Source organism: Moritella yayanosii, from assembly GCF_900465055.1.
Lineage (GTDB): Bacteria > Pseudomonadota > Gammaproteobacteria > Enterobacterales > Moritellaceae > Moritella > Moritella yayanosii.
This window is the reverse complement of record NZ_LS483250.1, coordinates 1,722,995-1,741,726: the sequence shown is the minus strand read 5'-3', so window position 1 is coordinate 1,741,726 and position 18,732 is coordinate 1,722,995. Positions and strand designations below refer to the sequence as shown.

The following is an 18,732-nucleotide window of genomic DNA, read 5'->3' as shown; positions in this document are numbered from 1 at the left end:
CGTAATGTCAACTCAAGGCTTCGTTAGCCCTATTCAATCGTTTTCTGTTTTTGTGCCATGGCTTATGCAAATTACACTCTTGTGCTGTCTATTGCTTGGTATACAAACCCATGCCAACGAAATGGCTAACATCGACGCTCACATTGCTTCGAATACGGTCTCAGATGAGGCTACCGTATCAGAGATCAAAGTATTCCCCGTTATTGCTGATACTATTTATTTTGGCGGTGATATTCTGACAATGGCAGGTGTGGAGCCTAGTTATACTGAATCGGTCGCGACCAAAGATAAAAAAATCATCTTTATTGGCGCTAAAATAGATGCGATGAAGCTCAGTGGTGATCATACTAAACTCATTAATATCAGTGGTAAAACTATGTTACCGGGTTTTATCGACCCGCATGTACATCCTTCTATTGCGGCTATTATGCTGCCAAATGAAATTATTGCACCATATGATTGGGTGTTACCTAATGAAGTTAAAAAAGGTGTTTCTGGTCATTTCGCTTATCTTGAACGTTTAAAGCAATCGATTGATGCTAATGCTGACAAAGATAAGGTATTTTTTGTTTGGGGTTATCACCAACTTTGGCATGGTGAGTTAACCCGTGAAATATTAAATGAACTGGCGCCAGATAAACCAGTAGCGATCATCCATCGTTCTTTCCATGAAATATTCTTGAACGATGCCGCGATTAACAAGTTTGGTATTAAGCAAGCCGATTTTGCTGACAACCCACAAGTTGATTGGGAAAAAGGTCACTTTTATGAAGGTGGTTGGCTAGCATTATTACCTAAAATTGCATCCGATTTAATTAACCCTGAAAGTTATAAGTTAGGGTTAAACATTATGTCTAAATTAGTGCTTAAAAATGGCATCACCACCATCGCGGAACCGGGTTTCCCTAGCACTAACTTTGATTTGGAATACCAGTTATTAAAATCAGAAATGGATCAACAACCACCTTATGATGTCTTTCTTATTCCGAATGGTACGTATTTATATAATGCCAATGGCCAGAGTAATCAGAAAGCATTAGCGTTCATGGAAACGCTAGAAGCTGAATACAATACCGACAACATCAAGTTCTTACCTAAGCAAGTGAAGCTATTCTCTGATGGGGCGATCTATTCTCAGTTAATGCAGATGCAAGACGGTTATCTTGATGGTCATAAAGGTGAGTGGATGACACCGTTGGATATATTCCAGCAGCAACTCAGTTTTTATTGGCAAAATGGCTATCAGATCCATGTGCATGCTAATGGTGACTTAGGGATCCAACAAGTGCTGGATTTTAACCAAGCGGATCAAGCTAAATTAGCGCGTGAAGATCATCGATTTACTTTACATCACATGGGCTACTTTACTAAAGAGCAAGTGACTCAGTTGGTAACATTAGACATCGAAGCATCGGTTAACCCGTATTATTTATGGGCATTAGCGGATAAATATTCGGAGGTTGGATTAGGCCGCGAGCGTGCCGAAAATTTAGTGCGGGTTAATAGTTTAATGCAGAGCAATGTGCCGGTTTCATTTCATTCCGATTTTTCAATGGCTCCAATGGAGCCGTTAACGTTAGCGTGGACGGCGGTTAACCGTGTCACATCGGGTCTCAATAAGGTTTCACAGCAAGAGCGTATTACTGCGTATCAAGCGATGCAAGCAATTACCATTAACGCGGCGCATACGTTAAGGCTGGAAGATAAAATTGGCTCTATTGTTGTAGGTAAAACAGCTAATTTTACCTTACTTGAACAAAATCCATTAAAAGTCACGCCGATGCAGATTAAAGATATACCGGTATGGGGCGTGGTGTTTGAAGATCAGGTGAATACGGTTGCCGTTGCGCCTAAAAAACAACATTTAGAAGTTCGGGTTATTTATTTAGAACGCACGGCTTTACCCGCATCGTCTACGATCACCGTGACCCTTGAAGATATTTCTAAAACCGATATTAGCAGTTCAATGTTGGGACAGATAACAGTCGCGGCTACCACACCACCACCTTATAATATTTCGTTACAGTACGATCCGGCATTGTTCGATAACAATGGTGAGTATGTTGTGCGGGCTAGAATCGAAAATAATGGTAAACCGTTATACTCAGCGACGTTAAATTTACCCGAATTGAATAAGCTGTCAGGGCAGTTATTTGAGTTAATTGTTAAGGCTATCCCACAGCCGCCTACAACAGTCGAGAATAGTCCAGGACAAGTCCCCGAACTGGAGTTATCTCAGCCACAGTAAACCCCTCTCTAAGTGTTTTATCATTTGCTAATTAATGCGGTTAGCTCTAGTCTCGAGACTGTGATGCTGGATTTAAGCAATAAGTGCAAAATATTCTTTAAAGGTAGTTATTTACATGCAAAAAAATAGACGTCTACTAAATCGTAAAATGGCATTATCTGCTGCAATTATTACTGGGTTATTAATCAGTTTAGGTGGCTGTGCAAGCACAGACCAACAAGCTACTAAGGTCGAGCAAGCGGCTACTATCCAACAACAGACTATCACTGCGAATGTGTTCTATTTACAGCGCATTGCCCTGCCACCGGGTGCGGAAGTGAGTTTGATATTAGAAGATGTTTCAATAATGGATATGCCAGCAGAAGTGATTGCCGAGCAAACCTTTACAGCTGTCGGGGCGCCACCATATCAAGTGAATTTAAGTTATAACAAGGCACAAATTAAGCCGCAGCATCGTTATGCTTTGCGCGCGCAGATCACCCTTGATGGCCAGTTATTATTTACCAATACACAGCAGATAGATGCATTTGCTAATCAAGGGCTAAAACCAAGTGAAATTTTAGTGTCACAAGTTCGCGCTGAAGTTCAAAATGACGGGCAAGCGAGTTTGGTTGATACGCAGTGGCAGCTGTCGATGTTAGGGTCGCAAGCGATCACTGCAGAAGTGACTCAGCAGCAGCCTTACCTTACGTTTACCCAAGATGATAATAAGGTTGTTGGTTTTGCTGGCTGCAATCGTTTTAGCGGCCGTTATGATGTACTCGCGAGTAACGTAAATCTGACACAATTGTTAGCAACAAAGAAACTGTGTTTTCAACAAATGAACTTGGAAACCCAATTCTTAACCGCATTATCAGCAACTGATCATTATAAAGTGATTGATAATACATTAACTTTATACAGTAATGTCGGTATTGCTTTAGGGAAATTTACGGCACAGGCAAATAAATAACCGATAACCTAATTTATCAACTACGTTTTTATTTTGATTATATAAGCCCCGTCATGGTTCTCATGATGGGGCTTTTTACTAGCTAGAGTTTCAATTATAAATATAAGTTGCGCGCAATGTAGTTGTAATTGTGTTTCATCAGGACTATAGTGAACGCCATTGAATTGTGCACAATCTAACTCAAGCTTATTTTATAGGAATTTATGATGACAACACTTTATACAACAACTGCAACCGCATCTGCGGGTCGTAACGGTCAAGTCGCAACAGATGACGGTATGTTATCGTTAGCACTTAGCTATCCAAAAGAAATGGGTGGCACGGGCACAGCGACAAATCCAGAACAGTTATTCGCTGCGGGTTACGCAGCTTGTTTTTCGAATGCTATCCTGCATGTAGCAGGTGAAATGAAAATTAAAATTACTGCTGCGCCGGTATCTGCAGAAGTGGGTATTGGTCCTAATGCGACAGGTGGTTTTGCGTTAACAGTCAGCCTTGCTATTGAGTTAGCATTACCCCAAGCAGATGCTGAAAAATTAGTGGCAACAGCACATCAGGTTTGCCCTTATTCAAACGCAGTTCGCGGTAATATTGATGTGCAACTTAGTGTAAAGGGTCAAGCATAAGATGAATAAGGTGTTATTAACCGTTGGCCGCATCATGTTGGCGTTGTACTTCTTAATTCCAGGCATTATGAAGTTTGTATCTTGGGACATGCATATCGGTTTAATGGAAAAGCATAACATGCCGTTTGTACCTGTGCTGCTCGCGGCGGCAGGTGTATTCCAGATTGTTGCAGCTATCTTGCTTATTGCCAATCGTTATACTGCCATTGTCGCATTGTTGTTAGCTGGGCTCGTTATTGTTATTAATATTAATCTACATGACTTCTGGAATTTAACGGGTATAGAAGGTGGGCATGAAATGCAAAACTTTATCAAAAATCTAGGTATTTTTGCTGGCCTGTTAGTTTTATCTGGACACCATTGGTCGTCGCTTAATTGGGGACAAAATAGCATAATAAATAATAAATAATATTTAATGTATTTAAAGAACTAAAATCTCAATTTTGGTTCTTTTTATAATTGCCCTTTCCCCCTCAATTGTTATCATGCGAAGCCACGTTACTCCGTATTAAGTCTCATTATCCATATTGTATCGCGTTATTTTCAATTAAAAATTAATATATTATCAACAATTGATCGACCTCACTGTTTGTACTCCTTACTCGAACGACAATACCTATATCGAGGTAATTAAGGGCGGAGATATGAAATTTAAGAATATAAATTGGAGTGGTAGACTGGATGTAATGCAAAGTGGGACAGGCGTTTTACTTACTCTGTTTCTATGGACACACGTGATCTTAGTATCCTCTATTTTACTCGGCGGTAAAGCCATGAGTTGGGTTGCTGGGGTGATGGAATTAAAATTTATGACCGATGACGGTCATGGTTACCCCTGGGTCGTAACGTTAATTGCTATTGTCATTGGGGTCTTGGCTCTAATGCATATGCTGGCTGTTATGCATAAGATGCCGCTGAATTTAAAACAACAATTAGCTCTGCGCAATCAGCTTAATGTTATCAATCATGCTGATACGCGGTTATGGGTATGGCAAGCTATTACTGGGGTGATTATTATGGTCGCTTTACCAGTACATTTATGGCTAATCGGCTCAGCGCCAGAAACGATAGGACCGGTTGGTTCGGCAATACGGATCTGGCGGGACCATGCTTGGTTATTATATTTCCCTCTCTTGTTTGCTGCTGAAATGCACGCTGCGATCGGTATTTATCGAGTGGCTCTTAAATGGGGTGCAGTGCGTGATTTAAATACTCGTGTTCGTATTAAAAAAATTAAAAATATCATCAGTGTGGTGTTTGTGGCTATCGGCACAGCTTCAATTTTAGCTTTCTTACCGCACGTCAGCGCATAAAGGGGTCAATGTGAAAATAATTTATACAGATTGTTTAGTAGTAGGTGCTGGATTAGCTGGTTTGCGCGTAGCGATTGCTGCAAAGGAGCAGGGCTTAGATACCGTCGTATTATCCCTTATTCCGGCCAAACGTTCGCATTCAGCTGCGGCGCAGGGCGGCATGCAGGCGAGTTTGGCTAATACCGTAAAGGGTTTGGGCGATGATGAAGACATTCATTTTTCAGATACCGTAAAAGGCTCTGACTGGGGTTGTGATCAAGTAGTCGCAAGGATGTTTACCCATTGTGCACCGAAAGCAGTGCGTGAGATGAATAACTGGGGAGTACCTTGGAGTCGAATTACTAAAGGTCCCAGACAGGTGATCATGAATGCGGAAAAAGTAACGATTGAAGAAGCGGAAGAAGCCCATGGTTTGATCAACGCCCGTGACTTTGGTGGTACTAAAAAATGGCGTACCTGTTATACCGCGGACGGTACTGGTCATTCATTATTGTATGCGATGGACAACAAAGCCATCGAAATGAATATTCCGGTGCATGAACGTATTGAAGCACTGGCCTTGATCCATGATGGCAAGCGTTGTCATGGTGTAGTGGCTCGTTGTTTAGTGACGGGTGAATTGCGCGCTTATATCGGGAAAGCGACAACAGTAGCAACCGGTGGTTACGGGCGCATATATGCGGTTTCGACTAATGCTATTATTTGTGAAGGTATCGGTCAGGCATTAGCACTCGATACCGGTGTGGCCACCTTAGGTAATATGGAAGCGGTGCAGTTCCATCCCACTGCTATTGTGCCGGTTGGTATTCTGACCACGGAAGGTTGCCGCGGTGACGGTGGATTATTACGGGATAAAGACGGTCATCGTTTTATGCCGGATTATGAGCCGGAGAAAAAAGAACTTGCTTCCCGGGATGTAGTATCTCGTCGGATGACCGAGCATATGCGCAAAGGCAAAGGCGTTGACAGTCAGTATGGCCCGCATCTGTGGTTAGATATTACCTTACTCGGTCGTAAACATATTGAAACTAACTTACGGGAAGTCAAAGAGATCTGTGAAAACTTCCTGGGGATTGATCCGGTAACAGATTGGATCCCGGTACGGCCGACCCAGCACTATTCTATGGGCGGGATCCGTACGAATGAACGAGGCGAAAGTCCGCAATTAAAAGGCTTATTTAGTGTTGGTGAAGCAGCTTGCTGGGATATGCATGGTTTTAACCGATTAGGCGGTAATTCCATCGCAGAAACTGTTGTTGCCGGCATGATAGTCGGTAAATACGTTGCCGATTTCTGCCATCAAAATAGCTTGTATCTGGATACGGCATTGATCGAGAAAAGCGTGAACGCATTGCAAACTGAAATTGATGGTTTGTTATATGGTGAAAAAGAAAATGCAGAAAATGTTTTCAAACTCACTAGTGAAATGCAGCGGATCATGATGAGCTATGTGGGTATCTTCCGTAATGGAAAGGAACTTGATAAAGCGGTAAATGAACTGAAGGCTTTGTTAGTACGTAGTAAAAATATTGTGGTTAAATGTAAAAAACGTCATTCTAACCCTGAATTAGTGGCAGCATTAAGAGTAACCCGTATGCTAAGAGTTGCCTTGACGGTGGCGTGTGGTGCTGCTGCCCGTACCGAAAGCCGAGGAGCCCATGCCCGTGAAGATTTCCCGCAACGTAATGATAAAGATTGGCTAAACAGAACCTTAGCCACTTGGCCTGATGCCGATTCATTAGAGCCTGAATTGCATTATGAAGATTTAGATGTGATGACGATGGAACTTCCACCGGGTTATCGAGGTTATGGTAATGATAATGCGATTTCTCATCCTGATACTGAAAAACGTGAGCAACAGATCGCCAGTATTCTAGCTGACTTAGACGATGATGCCGATCGTTTTAGCAGGCAAGAGGCGTTAATGCCATTTACTTTACCGGAAGCGTTAATGCCAAGGAATGAACGTCTAAATGAAACTTTTGTGCCGACGTCTAAACGTGGAAATACGACCGATGATACCATTCATTCATTAAAGAAATCGACTAATCTGGTTGGAGAAAAACAGCTATGAGCCTAGGACGTAACCTTACTTTTAATATTTTTCGTCATGATCCACAAGTACCTGGAGACAAACCGAAAATGGAGCGTTATCAGTTACAAGAAGCGCCAGGTATGACGGTTTTTATTGCGTTAAATATGATCAGAGAGCAGCAAGATAGCTCGTTGCAGTTTGACTTTGTCTGCCGTGCCGGGATCTGTGGTAGTTGTGCAATGGTAGTGAATGGATTGCCCACTTTAGCCTGCCGTACTTTAACGAGTACTTATCCGAAAGGTGAGATCACTTTAATGCCGTTACCGGGTTTTAAATTGATCGGCGATTTGTCGGTTGATACCGGTAAATTTATGCGTGAATTGGCCGAGCGTTTAAAACTCTGGTTACATCCGTTACCAACAGATAAAGACATGCATCATATCGAAGCACCAATGGAGCCAGAACAAGCGGCTAAATTGTACGAGTTAGACCGTTGTGTGGAATGTGGTGTTTGTGTATCTGCTTGTGCGACCAAACAGATGCGCGATACTTTTGTGGGCGCAGTGGGATTAATGAAGTTAGCGCGTTTTGAATTAGATCCGCGCGATGATCGTCAAGATATTGATTTCTATCACGTTATTGGCAGTCAGGACGGGGTCTTTGGTTGTATGACGTTATTGGGTTGTGAGGACAATTGTCCGAAAAATCTACCTCATATGCAACAGATCGCATATTTACGTCGTAAGATGGCGTTAGTGACAGATGTTAGCTAAATTTCGCTTATTTTAGTTACTTTGATATCGGGCATTAACGGAGTGCTCGGTGTTTAAATTACACTGTTAGTTTCTATATTAACCAGTTGGGCTGTATTTTAACCCGTTGTTTTTCAGTTCTGCTTTATTTGGCTATATTTTATTTACAAATACGGATGCTTACTCTATTATGCACATCTTGCTGCGGAGGGGTGGCAGAGTGGCCGAATGCACTGGTCTTGAAAACCAGCAGGGGTTAATAGCTCCTCGAGAGTTCAAATCTCTCCTCCTCCGCCATCTATTTAGAAAAGCCGGAACTTATTCATTTAAGTTCCGGCTTTTTGCTTTTTACGACTTTTATTCTTTTATTCTTTTCTAATTTTAATTTCATAAAAATAATCAACGCCTAGTATTTGATCATGATGATTGCACTATTTAGTTCATATGCAGTCCGTGAAATTCAATGCTGTGTTGTGTTTTTATACAATTGGTTGGTTATTTAACTGACTGAAATGAAATTATAATTTATTCTGTGACGTGTGTTTACAAACAACTGAGTTTGACCTATTATTCAAACCTGCTGCGGAGGGGTGGCAGAGTGGCCGAATGCACTGGTCTTGAAAACCAGCAGGGGTTAATAGCTCCTCGAGAGTTCAAATCTCTCCTCCTCCGCCATCTAATTAGAGAAGCCGGAACTTATTCATTTAAGTTCCGGCTTTTTGCTATCTAGCGTTCTATTCCTGTTCCTGTCTTGAAAGTAACTGCACTAGAAGAAGGTTGATACAGGTAGGCAGAATTGTAATTCGAACTGCTCATCCTCGTCTAAAAAATGATTCTTCTGGTAATGCACATAGGCTGGCGTTGACTGCATTTTAAAACCTGATGACGGCAACCATTGCTCAATGATCTTACTTAAATACGGCAGTAACTCTCCATATTTCCCGGTTAGCTTAAACACAGCGTGTAAACCGCCAGGGATCACCATGCTGTTTACTGTGCCGCGGCGTAATAATGGTTTATCTATGGCTAAACAAGCGACATAACGGCACTGCTCTAAAGCGACGAATGCCGGGTTAGAGTGATGTAAGCCAAATTGTTGCTGATAACTTCGACCTTCCACGTTTGCCCACGCCAGCAGAGTTTGCCAAGCAAGGCGAATTGAACGTCCATAACCTTGATGGCGAACATAAGCCACATGCCTTTCTGGTAATTGAATAAGCTGTACACGAGGTAATATATGATTTTGAATGCGTGAATAAGCTGCCGCAATTTCTGGATCGCGTAAATAGGGTGGCGTGCTGGTGGCTAAGTCTTTACGGCGCCATTCACCTGGTGACATGGCAAAGGTGGCTTTAAATGCACGGCTAAAAGAAGATACCGAAGCAAAGCCTGATTTAGTCGCAACCGTGACCACCGAACTGCGGGTATCAAACATTAACTGGTTAGCAGCAAACTCCAAACGGCTACGGCGAATGTATTGATGGACGGATTCGCCGACAACACTTTTGAACACACGGTGAAAGTGTTGTTCAGAATAAGCTGCTACTTTTGCTAGTTGTCGCGCAGGTAATTCAGCACTGATATCACGATGAATAAAATTGAGTACATCGTTGATGCGTGATGTCTGCTGATTTGAAGACGGGCTCAAAAGCGGTGTTATAGGCATAGTGATCTTATAAAAGCATAAATGGACATCTATAAGCGCATAAATGGACATGCCATGTCAAATTTATCTCCGTAGTATGAATGTGAATTACGTCGTTATTTATCATCAGAGAGATACACTATGCAGTTAGCGAAATCATTACAAGCCATTAAACCGTCTTACATTCGAGAAATTTTGAGTGTCGCTAACTCAGCAGATGTCATCTCATTAGCGGGGGGGTTACCTGATGGTGAGCATTTCCCATTAGCGCTTATGGAACAGAGTATTCAACAATTGACTACGCGTTCAGAACTGTTCCAATACGGTAGTACCGCAGGATATGGACCTTTATTAGCTTATTTCCGTGAATGTTACCAATTATCTGACCAGCAAGATGCGTTGGTATGTACTGGTTCGCAACAAGGTTTAGATTTGATTGCCCGTGCATTTTTAGACGCGGGTGACAAAGTGGTGATGGAAGCACCTAGCTACTTAGGCGCTTTACAGGTATTTGGATTAGCACAAGCTAGCATTGAAAGTATTCAGCAGCGCGAAGACGGCCCTGATTTACAAGAATTAGAGCAATGCTTCGCCAATAATACGATCAAAATGTTTTATGCAGTACCTGATTTCCATAATCCAACCGGGGTATGTTGGTCGCTTGAAGTACGTAAAAAAGTCGCGCTATTGTGTCAGCAATATAACGTGGCACTGATTGAAGATGCCCCTTACCGTGAATTACGTTTTGCGGGTACTGAGCTACCTTTGGTATCTAGCTTCTGCCCAGAACAGGCGATTGTACTGCGTTCATATTCTAAGATAGCTACGCCAGGGATCCGTTTAGGTTTAGTGAGCGGTCCTAAGAATTGGATCTCTGCACTCGAACGTGTAAAACAAGGTGCTGATTTACATTCAAGTCAACCAATGCAAGCTGTGCTGCTGGATCTATTACAACATGAAGACTTTCCAAAACATTTAGATGGACTTCGACAGTTATATCGTCAACGTTATCAATATCTAGCGGATTTATTAACCGCGAAATTGCCAGACAATTGTCAGTTTGAACCAGTAGAAGGCGGTATGTTTATTTGGCTACGTCTGCCGGAATGTAATGTAGACAATCTTGCTAAAGACATGCTTGCAGTGGGTGTTGCTGTCGTCCCTAGCTCGGTATTCTATCAATCAGAAGTCGGGAAGGGTGCTGCATTTAGGTTGAATTTTACCAATGCCTGTCATGCAGATCTATTGTTGGCAGTTAATCGATTAGCACAAGTACTAAAAAGTATTAAAGGGTGATCCTAGTACTATAGTATTAATTATTTTATGATCTTTTCATCATAATTTGAACTAAAGCATTAATGCTGGTGTCACAGCATTCATTATCAGACTACAATCGAGTTACTTAAAATTATAAGGACTACGGTTGATACTATGTCAAAAAATGGAATTTCACTTGGCCTCGCACTGGCATTCACCTCTTTAGCTTCAACAGCCGCAAGTTATGCACCCGATGGTCGCTCAAATGCAATGGGTAATATCGGTGTTGCAACCGCAGATTATCTAGTCGCGCCTCTTTATAATCCGGCATTACTTGCCGTATTTCATAAGTCGGATGATATCGGTATTTTATTGCCAGCCATCGGGGTTAATGCAAAAGACGCGGATAGCTCGTTAGAAACCATCACTGATTTACAAGATACAATCGAAGAGTTTGAGAATTCAGGCTATAACAATCCAGGCTTTGAAGCTGATATCAATAATTACCTCAATGAACTTGATGGTAATGCCCCTGTAAATATAACCGCGGGTGTTGCGTTCGCAATTGCTATTCCAAGTAATAATGTTTCAGTTAGTATATATGGTCGTGGTTATGTTGAGGTCATTTCTAGAATTCATGTAGATAACGCTTCGGGTACTGCACAAGGGCGTTATGAAGCTTCAACCGTAGAGGTAACTGGTTTTGGTTATTCTGAATTGGGTGTTGCTTTAGCAAAAAAATATACCATCTACGGGGAGTCATTTTCATTCGGTGTCACACCTAAATATCAAATATTACAAACCTATTCAGATATTACAACTGTTAGCGACTTTGACGTTGAGTTAGATGAATCAGATGCAGAAGTGACAGCATTCAACTTCGATTTAGGTGCGGTGTGGATGAAAAACAATTACCGTGTTGCGTTAGCGATAAAAGATGTATTAGCCCAAGAAATACAGTCAACAACGAATAAAACTTATGAAATGACCCCACAAGCGACGTTAGGTTTAGCGTATGCTGCAGAATATTTCACTTTTGGTGTTGACGTGGATTTAACTGAGCAAACTCGTTATGTGGATGTAGACGATAATACCCAGTTCGCACGTGTGGGTGTGGAAGTTAATGCATGGCACTGGGCGCAATTACGCGCAGGCTTTGAGCATGATATGCAAGATACGATGGAAGACTCGTTAACTGCCGGTATTGGTATTAGCCCATTCGGCACGTTAAACCTGGATGTTGCGGGTTCTTACGGTAGTGATAATCAAGTTGGCGCATCAGCGAGCTTAAGCTTCACTTTCTAAGCTAGGTTTATAAACCAGTTTCGTTTAATGCGCATAAAAAAAGGACTGTATCACACAGCCCTTTTTTATTGTCTATCGAAAACTTATCTAACATTTGGTTTCATGTCGCTATTAAGTCTTTATTAAGCACCATTGATTAAGAAAAAAGCTTCTCTGCCCAACGGGTTAAACCTTTAGTGACACTACCAAAGTGATCACCAATAATGATTTCACAGTGAGGATAGTGTTGTTGAATATATTGGAAGATAATTGGCGACTTCGCCGTACCACCAGTCACAAAGATAACATCTGGCGTTGTTTGAGCTTGTGTGATCGCTTCATCCATTAATGCTTTTATTTTGGTTAGTTGTGGCGCCGTGGCTGTTTCCAGTGCTTGACGGGATAACGGCAAGGTTAAGCCATTTTCGACAAAACTTAAATCTGCGATGGTGCTAGTATCTTGTGACAATTGCTTTTTCATCTGCTCTGCAAGGTTGACCACCTGATAAGTTTGCTTTTGTTGCTGCATATTGAGTAATCTAGAAATTAACTGTTTTTGTTCCGCGTTTTGATATAAATCTTTTAAACCAATAAGACTGCGCTGGCTATAAAAATCAGTCTGACAACCGATGTCATTAATCGCGACCGCATCCCAGAATGGCTTTACTGGCATAGGCAGGCCACTGGTTAAATTTGAGCCTAGGCCGAAGAGCGGCATTAATGATTTTTGTGCAAAATGAATATCAAAATCATTACCGCCAATACGTTCACCTGAGTAACCTAACACATGTTGGAAGCGATCACTCAGACCGTAATTTTCAGGTCCCATCTTGAGTAATGAACAATCTGTTGTACCACCACCGATATCGACCACAAGCACGGTTTTCTCTGTGGTGAGGCTTTGTTCATATTCAAAACCGGCCGCCAGTGGTTCATACAGAAATTCAATATCTTTAAAGCCAGCACGTTGTGCTGCGGTGGTTAATAGTGATAACGCTTGTTGGTTACTTTCTTCGCCTTTCAGGCCTTGGAAGTTCACCGGTTTACCCATCACAACTTGGGTTATTTGTTTATCTAATTGTGCTTCTGCTTTATGTTTGATATTGCAGATCATTGCCGTCACTACATCTTCCATCAGCGCTAGTTGCATTGGGCTTAAGCTGGTGGCCCCTAAGAATGATTTTGGTGACTTGATGTAGTAACCTTCTTTGGGATCTTCTAGATACGTATCAAGGGCTTCTTGGCCAAAGAATAATTGGTCTTCATAACCATCATTAATTAAGTTACGGCCAGCTTGAATTGGACCACGGCGTAATTGCAGATAATTGGGTTTTGCTACTGAATCAGGTAAGTGACGCGCGACCCAGTGAGGGATCATATTACGGTGCGAAGCATATAATGTTGATGCGAGGTAAGAACTGTTCTGGCCAAGAGAAACAAGTTCCGGGTTAGCATTGTTAACATACCCAACGGCACAGTTAGAAGTACCGTAGTCAAAACCGACAAACATAATTTATTCCAATAAAATCGCACAAGCCGGGCATTGTACACTGCCGTGATAAGCGAAACCAGATTGAAATTACGACCGATTTATGCTTTACATTAATCTAATCCAATAATATGACCTGCCTCGTCAATATCGATATCAATATTACGATAATTAGGCTTAATGTTAAGTCCCGGCATGGTCATTACTTTACCCACAAGCGCGGTAATAAAACTGGCGCCCGCATTTAATCTTAACTCGGCAATTGGCAGTTCAAAGTTAGTTGGTACACCTTTAATGCTTGGATCATGACTAATAGACATGGGGGTTTTAGCAATACACAGTGGTAAATGAGAGAAACCCAGCGTGTCGAATTTATGCATCTGCTCAGTTGCTAGTGTTGTTAGCTTGATACTATTTGCTCTGATTGACGAGTAAACTCTGCTTCACCTAATCGAATTTCATGATATAGACGTGCATCTAAAGCAGCTGCAGCGAGGTGATGTGCACTGCTAACAGCATGCATATCACCTGTTAAGTGTAAGTTCATCTCTTGCATTGGGATGACTTGAGCATAACAGCCTTGTTATTACAACGACAAGCGAACGTAAACAAAACCTAGATTGCGCATTCAAGTATTTAGCGTTACAACAGAGTCATGATTTTAACTCGTTGCTAACGCTAAATACAAAAGGTGCTGTATGTTTAACACCCGCAGAAAATCAAAAAGCCTAGAAATAAAACGCTCTCACTCCGATCGTGCCAATGATATCCGTGGTGTTAATCAGCTTGCGGTAGATGCAGTGACTGGTTTAACAGATATTGTTGAAGCACTGCATTATACCATTTTGAGCTTAGGTCAAAATGATAAAGACCAACCGACAACAACACGTGGTGTGACTGGTTTTGTATACCGTAATATTCGCAATGTTACCGCATTTGTTGGTGATAAAATTGATCTTTCTTTATTGCAATTTGGCTCAGTATTTGGCCAGCATGAATTATCTTTCCAACGTGAAGTTGCCATTTCGATGCTTAATGGTGTATTAGGTGACTATTTACTGGAACGTGAAAACCCACTTGCTGTGATCATGCAATTACGCCGTGACGGTAAAGCTTTATCGGATGTCGCATTGCGTAAATTGATCGAAACATCCGATGGCAAGATATTGCTAATGGTGCACGGGTTATGTATGAATGATTTACAGTGGCAAGTTGACGAACATAATCACGGTATAGAATTAGCACGTGATCTTGGTTATGAACCGATTTACTTACACTATAATACCGGTCGACATATTTCAGAAAATGGCCGTGACTTAGCCGCACTATTACAGTATTTAGTGACGATATCACCGCAACCTTTGTCATTGTCTATTCTGGCTCACAGTATGGGGGGACTCGTCTCTCGTAGTGCGTTTCATTATGGTAAAGAAGCACAGCATACTTGGTTAGAACAAGTCAATAAGATGGTGTTTTTAGGTACGCCGCATCATGGCTCGGCACTTGAAAAAGGCGGTAACTTGATTGATCTCTTACTTGGTTCCAATCCATATAGTTTACCTTTTGCTAAGTTAGGTCAAATTCGTAGCGCAGGTATTACTGACTTACGTTATGGTTCGATTATCGATGAAGACTGGCAGGGTAAAGATCGTTTTACTTATGCGGTGGACGATCGTAGATCATTAGCATTACCTAATGGTGTACATTGTTATACGGTTGCTGCAGTGAAAGGTAAGCAATCAACAGTAGTCGGCGATGGTTTAATTGGTGATGGTTTTGTAAATGTAGATAGTGCCTTAGGTCGTCATAATGATGATTTACGGCACCTTACCTTTCCTGAACACCATCAGTGGATTGGTCGAGATATGAATCATATGGACTTACTTTATCATCCTGATGTATATAATAAAATAAGACATTGGTTGCAGGATGATTGCCCTCATAGCTCGAATTAATTTTTCTAAATGAAGAGACGTGAGTCTAGGTGGGTGATCTTATTTGCTTAGGGTGTTTAGATCGTAAGTATTGCCTGTTATCAACTCTGGGTTATCTGCTATACTGTGCGCCATAACTTAAATTGTGAGTCATAACGACATCACGCTAGCCTTATTAGGACTAATTAATGACCAATAATGATATTTTACGCCGTATTCGCTACACTTTTAATTTCAGTGACGACCAAATGATAGCCTTGTTTAAACAAGCTGAAGCTGATGTTACACGTGGCGAAATCAGCAATTGGTTAAAAAAAGATGATGATCCAGCCTATGTGAGTTGTAGTGATACGCAGATGGCAACTTTTTTGAATGGTCTAATTAATGCGAAACGCGGTAAAAAAGACGGTCCACAACCTGCGCCTGAAAACGCGATCAATAACAACATTATTTTACGTAAGTTAAAAATTGCTTTAGATCTTAAGAATGAAGACGTTCTTGAATTATTAGCACTTGCTGAATTCCGTTTAGGTAAACACGAACTAAGTGCATTTTTCCGTAAACCTGATCACAAACATTACCGTGAATGTAAAGATCAAATATTACGTAACTTCCTTGCAGGCATGCAAGTAAAATACCGACCTGAAGACAAGTAGTAAGATTAAATAATGAATAGAAAGAAAAAAGTTGTTTCGACATTAAAGAAAAGAGCTAAAAAAGCCAATGCTAAATTAGCCCCACATTCTAATAAGCCACGTTACATTGCTAAAGCAGAACGTGAAAAAATGGCGTTAGAAACTGAAGCGCCTCAGCAAGAAGAGATTATTCAGCAGCCAGAAAGTGTTCAGGAAGAACCAACTGCTGAAAACAGTTAGCTTAAATGAAAAATGATAAATATAAAAAAGGTATAGCATCTGCTATACCTTTTTCGTTTATATAGATTAGCTTAAGCTGTACTTAACGACGCGGCTTAAATATCGAGTATTGGTTACGGCCATTTTCTTTGCTCTTATATAATGCACAATCGGCATTTTTAGTCCAAGTATCGACTGTATCGGTATTCGCAGTGAATTCGGCCATGCCAATTGATATTGTTACTTTTATGTTGTTATCATCATCTGTGATTACAGTATTCTCAATTACTTGACGAAGACGGTCTGCTAAGATTATCGCGTTATTTGCTGTGGTATTAGTTAAACAAATGGCAAATTCGTCACCACCGTATCGTGCCGAAAAATCAGTTTCGCGCATATTCTCACGGATCATTCTCGATACTTCAGCTATGACCTTGTCGCCAGCGACGTGGCCATACGTATCATTCACATTTTTGAAGTGATCGATATCTAGCATCATGAATGTTGATATCTGCTCATAGCGTTTAACTCGTTTAAATTCACTATCAATGAGGTTATTCCAGCGATGGCGATTATTTAGCTGTGTAAGCGTATCTGTTTGACTTAAATGAGCGAGTTTGGCATTGGCTTTATCAAGTTGCATACGGTTAATCGCAATATCGGTTACATCATAAATAATCAAACTAACGTGCGTTACTTCGCCTGTGAGCGAGGCTAGCGGTATGATCGTCATATTTTGATACATAAATTCAGAAATGCCGGTGACTGGGCGGTAGTTATTAAAACGGAAAATATACGGACGTTGTTCCCAACTGGTAAAGGCGTTGTTTTTTAGTAAAAACACCGATTCAATTTTACTGCGCAGCCATGTTTCTGGCAACTCTGGAAAGTGTGAAAACAACGGTGCGCTTTGGACCGTCCTTGGGCTCAATCCACTGTGGTTACTCATAAAGCCATTCCAAAGCTGGACATTGAAATCTTTATCTAAAACCACAAGACCAGCATCAATGGTTTGCACCATATCCATGATCCAATGAAACTCATTCAATGAATGTTGATTATCCATGTTAACAATTCCTTGTAACTGTATTGTTATTTGATTGGTCTGTAGTTAAATAAGTCAACCAGTTAATCGATGAGGTAAGAAAGACTATTCAGTAAACCTGGCAGCGACTTCTCAGTAAAGAGTAATAACAGATCGCATTGCACATTATGGTGTTCAATTTGATAGTTAATTTCAATGGCAATGGTTTTTTGTTTACGGAAGTTATTCGCGTTAATCATTTCTTGCACGGTACTGTGCTGGCCAAGAACAGAAGGGTGCCCTTGACTAAAGCTCACATTCAGTTGTTGGCTAAAGCCTTGTAGAAATGCACCAATGAGGATATTGGCTGTATCCATGAGAATTTCTTTCTCTTGGAAGTTGGAGTCTTGTTCTGAAATTCCCATTAGCTTTGCCATATCATCAAAACTTGAATCGTGGAATAACAATAGGGCTTCACCAGCAATACCCGAGCAAATAAAGCCTTGGCATACGGTTGAAATAGTTGCTTGTTCTGATGCAGCCGACAATGCCATTGTTAATTCACTGGCTTCAAAGACATTTACATTTGGTACCGGTAATAGTACAAACACGTCTAACAGGCGGCCTAATAAATCGGCGGCTTGACCCATAGCGACATTGGCAACTTCTTGCAATGCATCACGAAATTCAGGCGATAATGTAAGCTCGTTGCCTAACGTAGGTAATGTTTCTGGAATGGATTGAATTAAATCTGTCTTCCTTTTTTCTGCTGCTTGTAGGGACATTAATCGCGTTTCTGCTTGCGCTAATTCGTCTTTTTCGATAATACCGTAATTAATTAGGATGGTTTCGATTTGCTGACTTGTGACCGGTTTTTTGATAAATGCAAGTGCGCCTAATGCGGTTACTCGTTGGAGTGCTTCTGCTTGGATATCACCAGAAACCACAATCACAAGTGCATTCAATTGCTCTTTTTGAATTATGTCTAAAACTTGATAACCATCCATCACTGGCATATTTAGATCGAGAAATACGATGCTACCTTTACCTGCTCTGATAACATCAATACCTTCAACGCCGTTTGCTGCAAAACTAACATCCACATCCCAGTAAGGGGGAAGTGTTTTAGCCATTTGTTTACGAGCTAGGTTTGAATCATCACAGATTAATACAGAAACTGACATGAATATCCTTTTTCATTTTCAGTGAAATAGCAAAGAATTGACGGGCAATAATAACTAAAAAAGGCAGGAAGTAAAAGGAATAGAATGAATTAAATGAAAAATAATGACAGTTTAATACAGTACGTTTAAAATAAT

Annotated in this window: 16 protein-coding genes, 2 tRNA genes and 2 pseudogenes; 14 read left to right on the top strand and 6 right to left on the bottom strand. The window is 41.1% G+C overall.

Translation table 11 applies throughout. The features are described from left to right. Positions 1 to 4: 4 nt before the first annotated feature. The 9 genes from MORIYA_RS07940 (at position 5) to MORIYA_RS07900 (ending at position 8,601) form a co-directional block, all read left to right on the top strand. On the top strand, positions 5 to 2,248 hold the full coding sequence (locus MORIYA_RS07940; protein ID WP_112714181.1) for an amidohydrolase family protein: 2,244 nt from the start codon (positions 5 to 7) through the stop codon (positions 2,246 to 2,248). Between the two features lie 115 nt (positions 2,249 to 2,363). Continuing rightward, positions 2,364 to 3,200 (top strand): YbaY family lipoprotein, encoded by an 837-nt coding sequence (locus MORIYA_RS07935; protein WP_112714179.1) that lies wholly within the window; start codon positions 2,364 to 2,366, stop codon positions 3,198 to 3,200. A 206-nt stretch (positions 3,201 to 3,406) separates the two neighbouring features. Further along, positions 3,407 to 3,826 (top strand): organic hydroperoxide resistance protein, encoded by a 420-nt coding sequence (locus MORIYA_RS07930; protein WP_112714177.1) that lies wholly within the window; start codon positions 3,407 to 3,409, stop codon positions 3,824 to 3,826. A gap of 1 nt (position 3,827) precedes the next feature. Next, positions 3,828 to 4,235, top strand: coding sequence for a DoxX family protein (locus MORIYA_RS07925; RefSeq protein ID WP_112714175.1), 408 nt, complete (start codon positions 3,828 to 3,830; stop codon positions 4,233 to 4,235). 220 nt (positions 4,236 to 4,455) lie between these two features. Then, entirely contained in the window at positions 4,456 to 5,139 is a 684-nt protein-coding gene (locus MORIYA_RS07920) for a fumarate reductase cytochrome b subunit (protein ID WP_269461256.1), read from the top strand. Positions 5,140 to 5,149: 10 nt separating this feature from the next. Further along, positions 5,150 to 7,213, top strand: coding sequence for a fumarate reductase flavoprotein subunit (locus tag MORIYA_RS07915; RefSeq protein WP_112714171.1), 2,064 nt, complete (start codon positions 5,150 to 5,152; stop codon positions 7,211 to 7,213). After that, positions 7,210 to 7,947: a fumarate reductase iron-sulfur subunit gene (locus MORIYA_RS07910; protein ID WP_112714169.1), complete on the top strand. Its 738-nt coding sequence runs from the start codon at positions 7,210 to 7,212 to the stop codon at positions 7,945 to 7,947. The genes MORIYA_RS07915 and MORIYA_RS07910 overlap by 4 nt, the downstream gene beginning before the upstream one ends. Before the next feature lie 185 nt (positions 7,948 to 8,132). Further along, positions 8,133 to 8,223: transfer RNA gene (locus MORIYA_RS07905), tRNA-Ser, on the top strand. A 287-nt stretch (positions 8,224 to 8,510) separates the two neighbouring features. Further along, a tRNA-Ser gene (locus MORIYA_RS07900) sits at positions 8,511 to 8,601 on the top strand. Positions 8,602 to 8,692: 91 nt separating this feature from the next. Here MORIYA_RS07900 and MORIYA_RS07895 read toward each other — a convergent pair. Continuing rightward, positions 8,693 to 9,592: an AraC family transcriptional regulator gene (locus tag MORIYA_RS07895; protein ID WP_174216909.1), complete on the bottom strand. Its 900-nt coding sequence runs from the start codon at positions 9,590 to 9,592 to the stop codon at positions 8,693 to 8,695. Between the two features lie 120 nt (positions 9,593 to 9,712). Between MORIYA_RS07895 and MORIYA_RS07890 the strand changes: the two genes are divergently transcribed. Together MORIYA_RS07890 and MORIYA_RS07885 are read left to right on the top strand one after the other, a co-directional pair. Further along, positions 9,713 to 10,867: an aminotransferase-like domain-containing protein gene (locus MORIYA_RS07890; RefSeq protein WP_112714167.1), complete on the top strand. Its 1,155-nt coding sequence runs from the start codon at positions 9,713 to 9,715 to the stop codon at positions 10,865 to 10,867. 135 nt (positions 10,868 to 11,002) lie between these two features. Next, the gene (locus MORIYA_RS07885) at positions 11,003 to 12,133 is read left to right on the top strand and encodes a conjugal transfer protein TraF (RefSeq protein ID WP_112714165.1); all 1,131 of its coding nucleotides are present in this window, start codon (positions 11,003 to 11,005) and stop codon (positions 12,131 to 12,133) included. A gap of 136 nt (positions 12,134 to 12,269) precedes the next feature. Here MORIYA_RS07885 and yegD read toward each other — a convergent pair whose 3' ends face one another. The 3 genes and pseudogenes from yegD to MORIYA_RS07870 form a co-directional block, all read right to left on the bottom strand. Then, positions 12,270 to 13,622 carry a molecular chaperone gene (yegD, locus tag MORIYA_RS07880; RefSeq protein WP_112714163.1) on the bottom strand — a complete coding sequence of 451 codons (1,353 nt, stop codon included), beginning with the start codon at positions 13,620 to 13,622 and terminating at the stop codon, positions 12,270 to 12,272. 92 nt (positions 13,623 to 13,714) lie between these two features. Continuing rightward, positions 13,715 to 13,963 (bottom strand): annotated as a pseudogene (locus MORIYA_RS07875) (formate--tetrahydrofolate ligase); the annotation flags it as partial. Between the two features lie 38 nt (positions 13,964 to 14,001). Next, positions 14,002 to 14,169, bottom strand: a pseudogene (locus tag MORIYA_RS07870) (formate--tetrahydrofolate ligase); the annotation flags it as partial. 130 nt (positions 14,170 to 14,299) lie between these two features. On the opposite strand from MORIYA_RS07870, the gene MORIYA_RS07865 reads away from it, so the two are divergent. From MORIYA_RS07865 to MORIYA_RS07855, 3 genes are all read left to right on the top strand, one after another. Continuing rightward, positions 14,300 to 15,556, top strand: coding sequence for a PGAP1-like alpha/beta domain-containing protein (locus MORIYA_RS07865; protein ID WP_112714159.1), 1,257 nt, complete (start codon positions 14,300 to 14,302; stop codon positions 15,554 to 15,556). A gap of 167 nt (positions 15,557 to 15,723) precedes the next feature. Then, positions 15,724 to 16,191 (top strand): YehS family protein, encoded by a 468-nt coding sequence (locus tag MORIYA_RS07860; protein ID WP_112714157.1) that lies wholly within the window; start codon positions 15,724 to 15,726, stop codon positions 16,189 to 16,191. Between the two features lie 12 nt (positions 16,192 to 16,203). Next, entirely contained in the window at positions 16,204 to 16,410 is a 207-nt protein-coding gene (locus MORIYA_RS07855) for a DUF2986 domain-containing protein (protein WP_112714155.1), read from the top strand. 82 nt (positions 16,411 to 16,492) lie between these two features. On the opposite strand, the gene MORIYA_RS07850 is transcribed toward MORIYA_RS07855, so the two are convergent. Next, positions 16,493 to 17,455, bottom strand: coding sequence for a GGDEF domain-containing protein (locus MORIYA_RS07850; protein ID WP_112714153.1), 963 nt, complete (start codon positions 17,453 to 17,455; stop codon positions 16,493 to 16,495). 62 nt (positions 17,456 to 17,517) lie between these two features. Beyond that, positions 17,518 to 18,597: a response regulator gene (locus tag MORIYA_RS07845; protein ID WP_112714151.1), complete on the bottom strand. Its 1,080-nt coding sequence runs from the start codon at positions 18,595 to 18,597 to the stop codon at positions 17,518 to 17,520. Positions 18,598 to 18,732: the final 135 nt, after the last annotated feature.